The sequence below is a fragment of the Herbidospora mongoliensis genome, assembly GCF_001570545.1.
In the GTDB taxonomy this organism is placed as follows: domain Bacteria; phylum Actinomycetota; class Actinomycetes; order Streptosporangiales; family Streptosporangiaceae; genus Herbidospora; species Herbidospora mongoliensis.
The window spans coordinates 381,357-396,731 of record NZ_BBXD01000010.1 but is presented as its reverse complement, the minus strand read 5'-3'; the positions used below and the strand labels follow the sequence as shown (position 1 = coordinate 396,731).

The 15,375-nt window shown below is 71.4% G+C and carries 9 protein-coding genes; 1 reads left to right on the top strand and 8 read right to left on the bottom strand.

The window, feature by feature from the left end; genetic code table 11:
• Positions 1-74: 74 nt before the first annotated feature.
• Positions 75-860, top strand: a complete 786-nt coding sequence (locus AW272_RS10590) for an endonuclease/exonuclease/phosphatase family protein (protein WP_157518465.1) — start codon at positions 75-77, stop codon at positions 858-860.
• Between the two features lie 197 nt (positions 861-1,057).
• Here the strand turns inward: AW272_RS10590 and AW272_RS10585 are convergent, their stop codons facing one another.
• From AW272_RS10585 to AW272_RS10550, 8 genes are read right to left on the bottom strand one after another with little or no spacing between them, the layout of a single operon-like run.
• Positions 1,058-1,231, bottom strand: a complete 174-nt coding sequence (locus AW272_RS10585; RefSeq protein ID WP_066363211.1) for an MbtH family protein — start codon at positions 1,229-1,231, stop codon at positions 1,058-1,060.
• Positions 1,228-2,157 carry a methyltransferase family protein gene (locus tag AW272_RS10580; protein ID WP_066363209.1) on the bottom strand — a complete coding sequence of 310 codons (930 nt, stop codon included), beginning with the start codon at positions 2,155-2,157 and terminating at the stop codon, positions 1,228-1,230. Before AW272_RS10580 ends, AW272_RS10585 begins: the two co-directional genes overlap by 4 nt.
• Positions 2,138-3,436, bottom strand: coding sequence for an MFS transporter (locus AW272_RS10575; protein WP_066363206.1), 1,299 nt, complete (start codon positions 3,434-3,436; stop codon positions 2,138-2,140). Before AW272_RS10575 ends, AW272_RS10580 begins: the two co-directional genes overlap by 20 nt.
• Positions 3,421-7,467 carry a non-ribosomal peptide synthetase gene (locus tag AW272_RS10570; protein WP_083958175.1) on the bottom strand — a complete coding sequence of 1,349 codons (4,047 nt, stop codon included), beginning with the start codon at positions 7,465-7,467 and terminating at the stop codon, positions 3,421-3,423. Before AW272_RS10570 ends, AW272_RS10575 begins: the two co-directional genes overlap by 16 nt.
• Positions 7,464-8,111 (bottom strand): DUF6875 domain-containing protein, encoded by a 648-nt coding sequence (locus AW272_RS10565; protein ID WP_066363203.1) that lies wholly within the window; start codon positions 8,109-8,111, stop codon positions 7,464-7,466. Before AW272_RS10565 ends, AW272_RS10570 begins: the two co-directional genes overlap by 4 nt.
• The gene (locus AW272_RS10560) at positions 8,108-9,394 is read right to left on the bottom strand and encodes an FAD-dependent oxidoreductase (RefSeq protein WP_066363201.1); all 1,287 of its coding nucleotides are present in this window, start codon (positions 9,392-9,394) and stop codon (positions 8,108-8,110) included. The genes AW272_RS10565 and AW272_RS10560 overlap by 4 nt, the downstream gene beginning before the upstream one ends.
• A complete protein-coding gene (locus AW272_RS10555) occupies positions 9,379-12,354 on the bottom strand; it encodes a non-ribosomal peptide synthetase (protein WP_066363200.1) in 2,976 nt (991 codons plus the stop codon). The genes AW272_RS10560 and AW272_RS10555 overlap by 16 nt, the downstream gene beginning before the upstream one ends.
• Entirely contained in the window at positions 12,351-15,323 is a 2,973-nt protein-coding gene (locus AW272_RS10550; RefSeq protein WP_066363199.1) for a non-ribosomal peptide synthetase, read from the bottom strand. Before AW272_RS10550 ends, AW272_RS10555 begins: the two co-directional genes overlap by 4 nt.
• Between the last annotated feature and the right edge of the window lie 52 nt (positions 15,324-15,375).

Sequence of the window (15,375 nt, the reverse complement as noted above, 5' to 3'; positions counted from 1 at the left end):
TTACTATTATGGGGCTTTTGTCGTCTCCAGCGTCGACACCAGCGCCCACACCTGTGCCGCCGGCACCGGCGTCCGTGACCACGCCGGTTCCGATCAGCACTCCCGAGCCCGCGCTGCCCGAACCCGAACCCGTCGGCGAGCCGCTCAAGATGCTGACGTTCAACGTCTGCGGCGGCCTCTGCGAGACCGACTCCTCCCTGCGCTCGTGGACGTCGACCCTGCTCCGCCAGATCAAAGGCGCCGACGCCGTCTTCCTCCAGGAACTCTGCGGCAAGCAGTACGACGCGCTCCGCACCCGCCTTTCCGGCGATTACCACTCCGCGTACGTGGTCACCGTCCGGAACAACAAGTCATGCGACCGGAACTGGGGAGACCACCGCTTCGGCATCGCCGTCTTCGTGAAGGGCCCGACCCTCACCCGCGCGGTCTGGCCGCTCCCGAACCCCCGCCGCGACGAACCCCGCGCCCTCCTCTGCGTGGACGCGATCCTCGCCCACCGCTCGACCCGGTTGTGCACGACTCACGTCGACTACAAGGGCCACAACCGCGAGATGCACGTGAACTACATCGACACGGTGGTCCGGGGGTGGACGGGCCCGCTCGTCATCGGCGGCGACCTCAACCTGAGCCCGGGGACGGCCCCGATCCGCAACCTCTACCGCAGGTTCCACGACATCGACCCGATGGCCCGGGTGACCTTCCCCGAACTGGACCTGAAGATCGACTACATCCTGCTGAGCAGCCACTTCACCGGCAAGACCGCCAGCGGCGGGGGCTGGCTGCCGTGGCTGTCCGACCACCGGATCCTGCGCGGCTCGACCCGGCTCCATCCGTTTGATCACGATGCAACCGGCCGATAACTCTCCGTAATCATCATCGTTCCGACGGAGGAGACATCATGAACGACCACCCGCATCACGACCACGAGGACGCCGAGCACGAGCACGAGCTCGACTGCGCCGCCGAAGCGCACTGCGGTCCCGGCCACTGCCACGACCACTCGGCTCACTAGCAGGAAGAACGCGTCCGGGCGAGACTCGCCCGGACGCGGACCCGATCAGGCCGGGCGGGCGCTCTTGGGGCGCATGTCCGTCCAGACCTCTTCGATGTGGGCGAGGCACTCTTCCTTGGTGCCCTCGAAACCGTCGGGGTGCCAGCCGTCGGGGATCTCCCGGCCCGTCGGCCAGAGGGAATACTGCTCCTCGTCGTTGCGGACGACCAGGTGGGTCACGGCGTGCTCCTTGCGGTGATCAGGGTGTGCGTGGGCGAACGGGTCAGGTCGGTTCGGGTGATGTCGGCGGCTCCGGCCTCACGGAGCCAGCCCGAGAGCTCGTCGGCGCTGTAGAGACGGCCTCCCTGCGTGAGCCACAGGTTCAGGGCGAAGCCCTCGGTGAAGGCCTGGTCGGCCACGCCGCCGCGCGGGGTCGTCGTGGTCTCCAGGATGTGTACGTCGGCTCCGGACGCCACCGCCTCATGGACGAGACCGCGCGCCCGCGCCCGCGAGAAGCCGTGGACCACGTTGAACAGCAGCACGTGGTCGTAGCCCGTAAGGACCAGCGGCTCGGCGAGGTCGGCCTCCACCAGAGGCAGTGAGCACGGCGTGCCCGGCAGGTCGACGACGACCGCGGAAAGGCCGGGCGTCCGGTCCAGGAAGGCCTGCGCGAACACGCCCCGGCCACCGCCGACGTCGGCGAGCCTGCCGGGGCCCATCGGGATCAGGTCGACGACCTCTTCGGCCAGCCAGCCCGCCAGGCCCGACTGGAGCTGGTGGAAGACGGTCAGTTCGGCGGGCCTCCCGGAGAGCCAGCGGTAGAAGTCGGCCCGGGGGCGGCCCGTCGCCAGGCCGTCGAACAGGTCGCGCCAGAACTCGCCGATGATGGCCGCCCACAGGCGCAGCGGGGTCGCGTAGCCGGAGTCGGTCCACAGGGACGACGCGGTGAAGACGTCGTCGTGCCGGACGAGATAGCCCGTCGTCGTCAGCAGGTCGAGCAGGAGGGTCAGGCCCTCCTCGTCGGCCCCGGTCGCCTTCGCCAGTTCGGCGGCCGAACCGGGCAGCGCGTCGAAGACGCCCAGGCGGACGGCCGCGTCCGCGCCGTGGAAGGACATCGCGCCGATGAGGTCGGTCGAGGGACCGGGGTCATGCGGTGGCAACGGCATCGGGCACCTCCTCGGTCCGCTTCGGCGCGGGTTCGCGCAGGAGGAGCACCCGTACCGCGACCACTGCCAGCAGCACCGCGTCGCACAGGATGATGAACGCGATCCCCCGGCCCTCGCCGGTGCCGATCACCGTGCCGACGCTTCCGGCCAGCGCGCCGCCGGGCGCGAGCCACGGCCCGGCGACGTGTTCGGCCAGCGGTCCGGCCAGCAGGTAGGCGAACGGCGAGGCGATGCCGCCGATGGAGTGCACCGTGCCGAGCACCCGGCCGAGACTGTCGGGTTCGATGCCCGACTGCAGCACCGCGTTCCCGGAACCCTGGACGACCGGCAGCGTGAACAGGAAGGCCGCCGCCGCGAACGCCACCACCCACGGGTCGGGCCGCACCGTGTGCAGGACCAGGAACAGCGACCCGAGGAGCATGAACACGCCCATGCCCCGGACGCGCTTCTTCGGCCCGCCCCACACGCCCATCACCAGGCCGCCGAGGAAGACGCCGGACCCGCCGGCGAACATCAGCGCGCCGAGCACCGCCGGGGAGCCGAACGACAGGATCAGCGGCTGCACCAGCACCCCGGCCGCGGCGAAGCAGAAGTTGTACGCCGTGAACGTCAGCGTCAGCGACATCAGGTCGCGCCGCCGCCGCAGGTAGTGCCAGCCGTAGGACAGGTCGGACAAGGGGGCCTTCGCCGAACCGGCCCCGGGAGCCCGCACCACCGAGGCGGGCAGTCTCACGATCAGCAGCGTCGTCACCGCCACCGCGAACGTGACCAGGTCGAGCACCAGCACCCCGGCCATGCCGATCGCGCCGAGCAGCGCGCCGGCCGCCAGCGGCGCGGCGATCTGGGTGGCCACGGTGATCTGCATGAGGCCGTTGGCGCGGGCGAGGTGGCGTTCGGGGATGAGCAGCGGGGTCATCGCCTGGTAGGTCGTCATGTGCAACGTCCCGCAGATCGCGCCCACGAGCGAGCCGAGGCAGATGTGCCACACCTGCAGCGCGTCGTTGTAGAGCAGCAGCGCCTGCACACCCGTCGAGACCGCCACGACGCAGTCGCTGATGATGAGCACCCGCCGCCGGTCGAACCGGTCGACGATCACCCCGGCGAACGGGCCGACCAGGATCGCGGGCAGCAGCCCCGACAGCATGACCAGCGCGAACAGGGTGGTCGACTGGGTGTTCTGGTAGACCCAGACGCCCAGCACGAAGCCCGTCAGGCTCGATCCGACGCCGGAGACCAGCGACGACAGCCAGACGATGCCGAATCTCACGAGGTCAGGCACATCGCCTCCACGTAACGCCGGATGAGCGCCCGGTCGGCGGGCGGGCAGGTGATCCCGGCGGCGGTCAGCAGCCCTCGGGTGCGCGAACAGTCGAACCACGGCCGGGGGAAGGCCGGCCGCTCCTCGGGCAGGTCGGTGACGAACGCCGCCAGCGGCAGGTCGGGCAGCCCGTCGTGGACGGCCTCCCGCCACTCCGCCCAGTCGACCAGCCTGACCCCGAGGGCCCCGGCGATCTCGGCGTAGCTGATCGTCGCCTCGTTGAAGTAGTGGTGGTCGGCCCCGGCGCCGTTGAGGACGTGGTGGACGATAGCGTCGGCGACGTGGTCGACCGGGGAGACGTCCTCGTCGTAGGGCAGGTCTGGGGCCATCCCGAGCCGGGTCATCGTGGCCAGCAGGCGGCTGAAGTAGTCGCCGTCGTTGCCCCATCCCGTACGGCTGTCGCCGCCGATCCTGGCCGGGCGGTGGATGGAGACCGGGATGCCCCGGTCCCGCGCCTGCGCGGCGAGGCGGTCGGCGACCCACTTGGTCTGGTTGTAGCCGCCGCCCAGCCCGGCCGGGTCCTCCGGCACGTCGGCCTCGGTGATCCGGCGGCTCTGGTAGGCCTTGCCGAGATGGACCCCGAGCGTCGAGACGTGGTGGACGGGGATGCCGCCCCCCTGGACGGACAGGCGGAGGATCTCGAGCGTGCCGCCGACGTTCACGTCCTTCAGCCGGCTGTACGGCTCCGCGAAGTTGATCAGCCCTCCGTTGTGGCAGATCACGTCCGCCTGCTCCGCCAGCGAGGCGAAGTCGCCCTCGGAGAGCCCGAGCCGGGGTGACCCCAGGTCGCCGGGGATGCCGATCACCCTGACTTCGGGCAGCCCCTGCGCGGCGAACGCGGCCCGGACCCGGGCTTCGGCGGCGGCGGGGGTGTCGGCCCGTACCAGGCAGAGCAGTTCCGAGACGGGGGCCAGCCGGGCGGCGAGATGGGCTCCGAGGAACCCGGTCGCGCCGGTCAGCAGGACCGTCCGGCCCGTGCGCCGCCGCGGCGAGACGACCCGGACGTCCGGGGGCAGCACCGCCTCGGCCAGGAGGTCGGGCTCGTCCGACGTGGCGTGGGTTCCCTCGACGACGGCGGCCAGCTCGGCCAGGTCGGCCGTCTCGAACAGGGCGCGCAGCGGGAGCGCGATCCCCAATCGGTCCTTCAGGGCGGCCAGCACCCGGGCGGCGAGCAGTGAATGGCCACCCAGCTCGAAGAAGTTGTCCCGTCGCCCCACCCGCCGGTCCCCCGCGACGACGGCCGACCAGACGTCGGCGACCGCCTCCTCGGTGGGGGTTCGCGGCGCTTCGTAGGGGGTGGACACGGTGACCTCGGGCAGCGCCGCGGTGTCGACCTTGCCGTGGCTGGTCCGGGGGATCGCGTCCAGCGCCACGAAGACGTCGGGCACGAGGTGGTCGGGCAGGCGTTCCCGCAGGTGGGCCCGCAGATCCGACTCCCCCGCGACGAAGGCGACCAGCCGGTCGCCGGCCGAGGTCACGTGGGCGTCGCGGACCGCCGGATGCGCGGTCAGCACCGCCTCGACCTCGCCCGGTTCGATGCGATGGCCCCGGACCTTGAGCTGGCGGTCCTTGCGCCCGGCGAACTCGAAGCTCCCGTCGAGCCGCCGCCGGACCAGGTCGCCGGTCCGGTACATCCGCGCCCCCGGAACGCCGGAGAACGGATCGGGGACGAACCGGTCGGCGGTCATCCCCGGCTGACCCAGGTAACCCCAGGCCAGGCAGTCGCCGGCCAGGTGGAGTTCGCCGTAGACGTTGTCGGGGGCGAGCCCGCCGTGGCTGTCGACGACGTAGGCCCGCACGTGCGGGAGTTCGGCGCCGATCGGCAGGTGCAGCAGGTCCGACGGCTTCGAGGCCGTGTACGTGGTCGCGCACACCGTCGCCTCGGTCGGCCCGTAGTGGTTGACCAGCGGGGTGCCGGTCGCGGCCAGCCACGAGGCGACGGCCGAGCCGGGCACCGACTCGCCGCCGACCATCATCAGCCGGACCGGCCAGTCGATCTCGCGTCCGGCCAGCTCGTCGGCCCAGCGCCGCCAGAGCGACGCCGCGGTGTCGACCGCCGTGACGCCGTGGCGCTCGACGAAGGCCAGCAGTCCGGCGGCGTCGAGGCGGGCCGGTTCGGGGTGCAGGACCAGCGCGCCGCCCGTGGTGAGCACCGGGAACAGGTCGCCCACGGACGCGTCGAAGGTCAGCGGCGGGATCATCAGCACCCGGTCGGCGGCCGTGAACCCGTGGACGTCCACGAACGCCTGGGTGAACTTCCGCAGCGACTCGTGCCCGACCGCGACGCCCTTGGGGATGCCGGTCGAACCCGAGGTGAAGATGACGTAGGCCAGCTCCCCGGGTTCCACGTCATCGTGGTCCCGGGGGTGGAATCCGTCGTGGTCCACGACACCCACGGCGTTGGCCGCGTGGAGCAGCTGTTCGACACGTTCGCCGGGATGCGCGGGGTCGAGCGGCAGGTAGGCGCCGCCCGCGTGGAGGATCCCCACGATGGCGGCGATGGCGTCGGGGCCCGCCGGGAGACGTACACCCACGACACTGCCCCGGGTCAGCCCGGCCAGATCGAGGGCGGCGGCCCGGCGGAGCAACTCGCGATAGGTCACCGTCTCGGTGTCGGTGATCACGGCGGGTTCGTCGGTGGGCCTGATCTCCCAGGCGGGCGCTTCGTAGGCGGGTGCGCCCGTTGCGTGGGCCTGGAGAGGGACGTCCCACATGCCCTGGTCGGCGTCGGCCACGGTCGCGCGCAGGACCGCCACCATGTGGTGGCCGATCGCGTCGATCGAGGCCGGATCGAACAGGTCGGTCGCGTAGTCGATGTGGACGCCGTCGCCCTCGACCACCAGCGTCAGGTCGAACCGCGCCGGGGGCGCGGACAGCGCGTGGGCGATGCCGGTCAGCCCCGGCGCGACCTCGATGGCCCCGCCGGGCTCCCCGGTCACCAGCATCACCTGGAAGATCGGGTTGTGGCTGAGGTCGCGCCGCCCGCCGGTCAGCTCGACGACCGAGTCGAACGGCAGCGTGCGGTGGTCGAGCGCGGTCATGGTCGTCTCGCGGGCCAGCCTGACCACCTGCCGCAGCGTCGGGTTCCCGGCCAGCCGGGTCCGCAGCGCCACGGTGTTGACGAACATCCCGGCCGTGCGTTCGAGCTCGGGCAGCTCCCGGTCGCTGACCGGGGTGCCGATCACGACGTCGTCGGTGTCGGCCAGCCGGGCCAGCACGACGTTCAGCGCGGCCAGGACCACCATGAACACGGTCGTCCGGTTGCTCTGCGCCCACGCCCGCAGCTCGCCCGCGAACCCCTCGGGGTAGATGACCGACCGCCGGACACCGTCGAAGGTCGGCCGGGCCGGGCGCGGCCGGTCGAGGGGCAGGTCGAGCAGCCCGCTGGTGCCGGCGAGCCGGTCGGCCCAGAAGGCCCGATCGGCCGCGTCGGTGTCGCGGGTCGCCAGCCACGCCGCGTAATCCGGATACTGCGCCTGTACGGGGGGCAGGCGCTCCCCCCGGTAGAGGGCGTAGAGCTCGTCGAACAGGATCCCGGTCGTCTCGCCGTCGCAGACGATGTGGTGCAGGCACATCGCCAGGACGTGTCCGTCGTCGTACGGGATCAGCAGGACCCGGAGCAACGGGGCCGCCGCGAGGTCGAAGCCGTCCGCGAGGAACTCCTCGATGGTTCCCTCGGTCGAGAAGGGGACCTCGACGTGCTCGGCGACGTGCTGGAAGGGCACCCCGTCACGGACCACGATGGCGGTCCGCAGCGCCTCGTGCCTGGCCACCAGCTCGTCGATCGATCGCCGGAGCCTCGGCACGTCCAGGTCGCCGGTCAGATGGTGGGCGGCCCAGCAGAGGTAACGGTCACCGTCGAGCCCGGCCTGGTCGAGGAACCACAGCCGTTCCTGCGCCGGGGCGAGCGGCGCGTCCGCTCCCGGGGCGCGGCGCGGGACCCCGGCCCGCTGGGCCGCGACCCGCGCCATCCGTTCGGACAGTCGGCTCACGAGGACACCACGTCTCGCAGGTGGGCCGGGATGTGGTCGCCGAAGATCGCCCGGTACGCCGACACGTGTTCCTCGCGCGAGGTCAGGAACGGCAGGTCGGTCGTGACCATGTGCCGGACGACCAGCATCGGGACGGGCGCGTCCAGCGGGCGCAGCAGCGGGTTCCACAGGCCGCCCTTGTCCGGCGGCCCGTCGTGGAACTCGCCGACCATGACGCCGGAGGAGACGTGCCGGCTCTTGAGGATCTCCTGCGCGGCGTCGATCAGGTCGAGCCGTTTGCCGGCGTCGGGGAACAGGACCAGCACGGCCGTGTGCATCGAGTCGGCGATCGACCGGGGGGCGAGTTCGCCGAACCACTGCCGGTAGGGCTCGACGGCGGCGACCACCTCCTCGACGGTCTCCGGGCGGCCGGGACGGATGGCCAGCAGGAACCGGCCGCGGTCGATCGAACCCTGGGCGTAGGGACAGACCGGGCCGCGCCGTCCCAGCTCGGGGTGGGGGCGGCACAGGTATTCGCGTGCCCAGGTCGTCACCAGTCTGAGCTGGCGGATGTACATGGCGCCGAGCGGGTGGAGCGGACGGCCGCCCTCGACGTCCTTGACGTCGAACAGGCGTAAGGTCGGCTCGTCGGGGTGCGTGATCACTGCTGGTGCCTCCTGTCGCGGCGCCGGAGGAGTGCGACCGCCAGCCCCACGGCCGCCGTCATCCCTCCCGCGCGGACGATCCGGTCCTGCGTTCTGGCCCGCCGTAGCGCCTCGCCGTACGGCATGGTGGTGTGGCTGACCATCGTGTAGAGCGGTCGCCACATGTCGGGCAGCAGTCGGCTGAGCACCGTGTCCACCTGCTTGCGGGCCAGGTGGAGGGGGGAGCGCAGCCGGTCGCGGAGTTCCACGAAGTTGTCGGCCGACAGGTCGGCCAGCACGTCGGTGTGCGGCTTCCTGCGCCGCTGGTAGGCGGCGAAGGCCGCTTCCAGGTTCTCCGGTTGGGCCTGCACGCACTCGGCCAGGACGACGCAGTCCTCGAACGCCGAGTTCATGCCCTGCCCATAGAAGGGGTAGACGGCGTGACAGGCGTCGCCGATCAGCACCGCCCGCCCGTTCTCGTGCCATTTCGAGGTCCGCACGGTCACCAGGTGGCCGATCGGGCTGCGGGCCAGCTGCCCTTCGAGATCGGGCAGGTCGGCGGCCGGCAGGACGTGCCTGACGAACGCCGCCAGATCGGGCCGTGTCAGGTCGGCGTGGTCCATGAACAACGTGCAGGTCAACGACCCGTCGACGTTCGGGTGGGCGACCATGAGGCCCTGTTCGCCGGGCCAGACGTGGAGCGCTTCGAGCCGTTCGGTGGACGGCAGGTTCAGCTCCTTGTAGCCCCACGGGAGGAACTCCTGCCGGAAGTCGGCCGGACGTCCGCGCAGGAGTTCGGAACGGACCGCTGAGAACGCTCCATCGGCGCCGACGATCACATCGGGCCAGATGGTCTCGCCGCCCGCCTGGAACGACGGGGCGTCCCTGTCGATCGCGGTCACCGGGGTCTCGAAGAAGAACCTGACCCCTTCGAGCTTCTCGGCGTGTTCGACGAGGGTCCGGCTGAGGGCGTCCCGCCTGATCGAGTAGAGGATCTGGCCGGGGTCGCGCCCGTACGCGTGGAAGAACGGGCGCCCCTCCTTCGGGTGCACGTATCTTCCGCGCATCGGCACGGTGTGGGCCCGCACGGAGTCCCACAACCCCGCTTTGCTCAGGGCGCCGATCCCCCGGGCCGACAGGCCCAGGTTGATCGACCGTCCTTCGTCCGGTGGTGCCACCCGGGGGTCGGCCCGGCGTTCGTAGACGTCGACGCGGTGGCCTTGCCCGGCCAGGTACACGGCCAGCAGTGAACCTGCCAGCCCCGCACCGACCACCGCGAAATGGATGTTCAGGTCGTCGCGCATGCGCGCTCGGCCTCCTCCAGGATCTCGTCGACCGCGGCCGCGAACTCGGCGACCGTACGGCTGGCGAACAGGGTGCGCACCGGGACGACCAGGTCGACGGCCCGGCGGATGCGCGCCACCACGCGGGTGGCGAGCAGCGAGTGCCCCCCGAGGGCGAAGAAGTCGTCGGTGATCCCCACGCGGGGAACGCCGAGCACTTCGCCGAATATCTGGGCGACCAGCTCCTCGACATCGGTCCGGGGGGCGACATACGCCTCTCCGGCCACGTCGGGGGCGGGCAGCGCCGCGCGGTCGAGCTTGCCGTTCCGGGTCAGCGGCAGCTCGGGCAGCGGCACGATGTGGCCCGGCACCAGGTGCTCGGGCAGGGTGCGCCGTAAGTGGGCGCGCAGGTCCGGGCTGTTCGGATCGCCGGTGACGTAGGCGACGAGCGAACCCTTTCGGGCGATGACGGCGGCCTGCTTGACGCCGGGAAAGGCGGTGAGAGCGACCTCTACTTCGGCGGGCTCTATGCGTACACCACGGATCTTGACCTGGTCGTCGAGGCGGCCCAGGAACTCCAGCTCGCCATCGGGTCTGACGCGGGCCCGGTCGCCGGTGAGATAGCGGCGCGAACCGGGCGGGCCGTGGGGGTCGGGGACGAAGCGTTCGGCGGATAATCGCGGGTGGTTCAGATAGCCGCGCGCGATTCCGGCGCCGCCGATGGCCAGTTCGCCGGGGATTCCCTGCGGGACTTCACGTTGTCCGGCGTCGAGGATGCTCACCGTGGTGCCCGCGATCGGGCGGCCGATCGACGGCTTTCCCTCGCCGAGGTCGCCGACCGTGGCGATCACGGTGGCCTCGGTCGGTCCGTAGGTGTTGACCAGGCGGACTCGATCGCCGAAACGGGAACGCCAACGCTTGACCGCCGAGGCGGCGACGGGGTCGCCGCCGAGAATGACAAGCCGAAGATTCGGCGGCCATGCGATCTCGTCGATCTCCTCAACGAGGGCATGCCAAAAGGAGGTCGGCAAATCGAGCAACGTTACTCGAGCCCCTTCGGAAGTGGTCAGGAAATCCGGCAGGGTGCGCCCGCCATTGGGCAGCATCACGACCGTAGCCCCCGCTTCCAAAGATGGGAAGATCTCTTCCACGTGGGCGTCGAATCCCAGTTCCGCGAACTGGACCACCCGGTCGCCTGGCTGCAGGTCATAGGCCTTTCGCATCCAGGAAACGCGTTCCGATACGCTTTGGCGATCGATCACGACACCTTTTGGCAGACCGCTTGACCCAGATGTGTAAAGCACATAGGCAGGTAAGGAATTGTCGGAGATTTCTGTCAGAATCGGCCCGCTCAAATCCGGCGGCCGCACCGCCGCGATTCCCTGTACGTAAGCCGCGTCGGCCACCAGAATATTCGTCTTGCCGTCTCTGAGAAGAGCGGAAATACGCGCGGCGGGAAGCCCGGGATCGACCGGCAGATAGGCCGCCCCGGCCCGCCAGACGGCCAGCAGCACGGGAACCAGATCGAGCGTGCGTTTGAGGCTGACCCCGACGGTGTCGCCGGGGCGCACCCCACGCGCGGCCAGCCCCGACGCCATCCGCGCGACACGTTCCTCCAGCTCTCGATAGGTGAGCTCGACCCCGTCACAGGCGACGGCGGGAGAGTCGGGGTCGATGACCGGCGGCCGGTCGCCGGTGGGTTCGCGAGCGCCGGGCGGGTCGACCTCGGATTCATGGGAAGCCGCCGGGACAGTGCCGGGTCGCAGTGGGTGTGCCGCACGTCTGTCGAGGGCGGAGAACAGGTTGAGGTCGCCGCATCTTCGGTCGGGCCGGCCGCTGATGTCGTCCAGTAGAGCTTGGAAGCGGGCCGCGAACCGTTCCGCCGTCTCCTGGTCGAAGCGCCCCTTGTCGTAGGTGAGGATCAGGCCGGTCTCGGTCGGGCCCTGGTAGATGTCCAGGGCCAGGTCGCACTTGGCCGAGGCCAGGCCCGAGTCGTAGATCTCGACGTCGAGGTCGCCGAGCCGGGGGCGTTCGGTCGTGGTCCGGGTGTACTGGAACATCGCCTGGAACTGGACCCCGCCGGGCACGTCCCCGTGCTCGAACGACCGCAGCACCGCGCCCCTGGCCCGGCGCAGCGCCTCGGTGAACGGGGGGTCGTCGCCCAGGTCGGTGCGGAGCATCGCCAGGCCGGTGAAGTAGCCCACCAGCGGTTCGGTGTCCACGCGGTCGCGGCCGAGGACCGGCGTGGCGACGCAGACGTCGGGCTGGGCGGCGTGCCGTGACAGGAACACCTGGAAGGCGGCCAGCAGCACCATGAACAGGGTGCCGCGCTCCTTGCGGGCGAGGGCCTCCAGGCCGCCGACCAGCTCGGGCGGCAGTGCGGCGAAGATCTGGCCGCCCTCTCCGGTCGCGCGGGGCCGGTCGCCGGGCAGGTCGAGCACCGGCAGCCCGCTCAGCTCCTCGGCCCAGTAGCCGGGATGGGAGCGCCCGGCCCGCGCCACGTGGTCGGCGAAGGTGATCGGCAGCGGTGGGAGCGTTCCCCCTCTGTAGAGGGTGTCGAGTTCGCGGAGCAGCACGTCGACCGACCAGCCGTCGGCGGCGATGTGGTGGACGACCAGGCACAGCACGTGGTCGTCCGGCGCCCTCTTGATCAGGGTGAACCGGGCGACCGGCCCGGCGGCCAGGTCGAACGGCCGGTTGGCGCGTTCGGCCACCGCCGCCAGGGGGTTGTTGGTCTCGATCTTCTCCAGGACCGGCCCGGCTGAGGTGACCAGCCGGGACGGCGTCCCGTCGTCGTCTTCGACATACCGCCCGCGCAGCACGTCGTGCCGCAGCACGATCGTGGCGAGCGCCGCCTCCAGCGCCGCTTCGTCGAGGCGGCCCCTGATCCGCAGGGCCACCGGCATGTTGTAGGACGCGTCGGCCGGGTCGAGGCGCTGGAGGAACCAGAGCCGCCGCTGCCCGGCCGACAGCGCATTCACAGACCTGCCCGGCGATCGGCGACGTCGGCGGCGATCCCGGCCACGGTCGGCACGTCGAAGAACACATAGAACGGCACGTCGACCCCGAGCCGGTCGTGGATGCGCGCGGCGATCCTGGCGATGGTCAGCGAGTGCCCGCCGAGCTCGAACAGGCTCTCGTCGTCACCGATCTGGTCGAGCCCGAGAACCTCCTCCCAGATCTCGCGGACGACCTCGACCGTCTCGTCGGTGACGGTTTCCGCCTCTTCCGCCAGGAGGACGGGCACCGGCAGCGCGGCCCGGTCGAGCTTGCCGTTCGGGGTCAGCGGCATCCGCTCCAGCGCCACGAACGCACTGGGCACCATGAAGGCGGGCAGCACCCGCGCCGCCTCCCGCCGCAGGTCACCGACCACGCCGACCGTGTAGGCGACAAGCTCCTGGTCGTGTACGACCACCGCCGCCTCCTGCGCGTGACCGAGCAGCACCGCCTCGATCTCGCCCAGTTCGATGCGGTGCCCACGCACCTTGACCTGGTTGTCGGTCCGCCCGAGGAACTCCAGCCCGCCGTCCCTGACCCTGACCCGGTCGCCGGTCCGGTACATCCGCGCCCCTTCGGCGCCGAACGGACACGGCAGGAACCGCTCCGCCGTCAACGCCGGACGCCCGAGATAACCCCGGGCCAGCCCCGCGCCCGCGATGAACAGCTCTCCGGGCACCCCGGCCGGCACCGGCCGCAGCTCGTCGTCGAGCACCAGCAGCCCGGTCGCGGCCAGCGGCCCGCCGATCGAGATCCGCGTGGGATCGGGCGGGATCTCGGCGATGGTCGACCAGATGGTCGTCTCGGTCGGCCCGTAGACGTTGAACAACCGCTCTACTCTCGGCCGCAACCGGGCCGCCAGCGGCTGCGGCAGCGCCTCCCCGCCGACCAGGGCGGTGACGGGCGCCTCGAACCCGGCGTCGACCAGGAGCCGCCAGGTCGAGGGCGTGGCCTGGACATGCGTCACGCCCTGGGCCGAGATGAGCGCCCGCAGCGCGTCGCCATCGCCGGCTTGGGCCTCGGTCGCGATGACCACCCGCCCCCCGGTGATCAGCGGCAGCCACAGCTCCAGCCCGGAGATGTCGAACGACAGCGACGTCACCGCCAGCCACGTGGCCGACGGCCCGCTCCGCGTCTCGTCCCGGATGGACAGCAGCAGGTTCGTCAGGGCGGAATGCCCGACCTCGACCCCCTTGGGCCGCCCAGTCGACCCGGAGGTGTAGATCACGTAAGCCCGGTCACCGGGAGCCTCGGGCTGCTTGCCCGCTGATCCGGATTCCCCACCCGACGGTCCGGCGACGGCTCCCGGCATGTCGAGCGCCACCCGTACCGGCCCGGTGAGGTCGCTGCCCTCGTCGGCCAGCAGTGCCGAGGCGCCGGAGTCGGCCAGGACGTAGTCGAGCCGTTCGGCGGGATAGGCCGGGTCGAGCGGCAGGTAGGAAGCCCCTGCCCGCCAGATCCCCAGGACGCCCGTGACCAGCCGCTCCGTGCGGGCGGCGGAGATGGCCACGAGGTCGCCGGGGCGTACACCCGACTGCTGGAGACGGGCCGCCACGGCGTCGGCCTGCGCCATGAGTTCGCGGTAGGTCAGGCGCTGCTCGCCGATGACAGCCACGGCATCCGGGGTGCGGGCGGCCTGGGCCGCGACCAGGTCGGGGACCGCCGAAGCGCCGGGGAAGGCGCTGTCGGACCAGATCCCGGCCGGCTCTTCGGTCACCGGCAGCGCACTGAGCGGCGTCGCCGGTTCGTCGGTGACGTGCCGCAGCACGTCGAGCAGGTGGGTGGCGATCCGTTCGGCGTCGGCGCGCGGCAGGGACGCGGGCGGGAACTGGAGCATCACGCCCAGCCCGTCGGGGCCCTCGACCAGGTGGAACCGCAGCGCGTTGCGGGCGACGTGGTTGAAGACCACCCACGTCACCTCGGTGCGCAGCCCCGGGAACTCGGGTGGCGCGATCCGCCGCCGGTAGGTGAGGGAGACGGGGGCGAGCGCGATGCCCGGCTTCGTGCCGGGAGCGGCCCGGCCCAGCGGCACCTCGCGGACCCGGTAGAGCTCCCGCAGCCCGGCCCTGATCTCGCGGGCGAACGCGGTGAAGGGGGTGTCGGTCCGCGGATCGGAGGTGAACGGCAGTTCGTTGACGTGGACGCCGACACGCTCGCCCGCCCCGGCCGCCCGGGTGCCGAGGTCGAGGGCGGTGACCGGCGACGCGTTGCCGTACCGGAACAACAGGGCGTGCACCGACGCCACGACCAGCTCGAACCGGGTGACCCCGAGCTGGGCGGCGGCCTTCTCCAGGATCGGGTCGGTCAGGAACAACTCGACCGACTCGCCCTCCTGCACCGCCTCCTCGGGACGGTCGAGCCCCGGAAGGACGACATCGGGGAACTCCGTCGGGCGTCCCGACCAGTAGGCCCGCGCGGCCGGCAGTCCTTCGGCGACCTGCCGCGCCTCGGCGGCGAGGTCGGGCGGTTCCGGCGCGCGTGCCGGAAGGGCGCCCCCGTGGTGGAAGCCGGAGTAGAGCCGGGCCAGGTCGGCGACGAAGACGTCGGTCGACTGCCCGTCGAAGACCAGGTGGTGGGCCACCACCAGCAACTCGTGCTCGGACGGGCCGAGCGGGAAGAGCGCCATCCGGGTCAGCGGTCCGGCGGCCAGGTCGAAGGGCCGCAGGATCACCTCCCGCCGGACGTCGGCTAATCGGTCGGGATCGATCTCGATGATCTCGAAGGGCACCGGCGGCCCCTCGATCTGGTAGGGGGCGCCGGACTCTTCCCGGACCGCCGCCCGCAGGACGGGATGCAGGGTGACCACGCCCGCGCAGGCGCGGCGCAGCGCGTCCACATCAAGCTCACCGGAGAACCGGATCGCGAAAGGCATGTGGTGGACGGCCCCCGCGCCGCCGAGACGTTCGTTGAACCAGATGCCGCTCTGCGGCACCGAAAGTGGTACTCGTGACATTACCTGCCCCAACGCTTCGCTTATTTCGTGAGTATGACCAGAAATTGCGTTC

Bases quoted from the DNA above. Each gene is read 5' to 3' on its own strand.
- AW272_RS10560 (WP_066363201.1), bottom strand. From the start codon at position 9,394: ATGCGCGACGACCTGAACATCCATTTCGCGGTGGTCGGTGCGGGGCTG.
- AW272_RS10550 (WP_066363199.1), bottom strand. From the start codon at position 15,323: ATGTCACGAGTACCACTTTCGGTGCCGCAGAGCGGCATCTGGTTCAAC.
- AW272_RS10580 (WP_066363209.1), bottom strand. From the start codon at position 2,157: ATGCCGTTGCCACCGCATGACCCCGGTCCCTCGACCGACCTCATCGGC.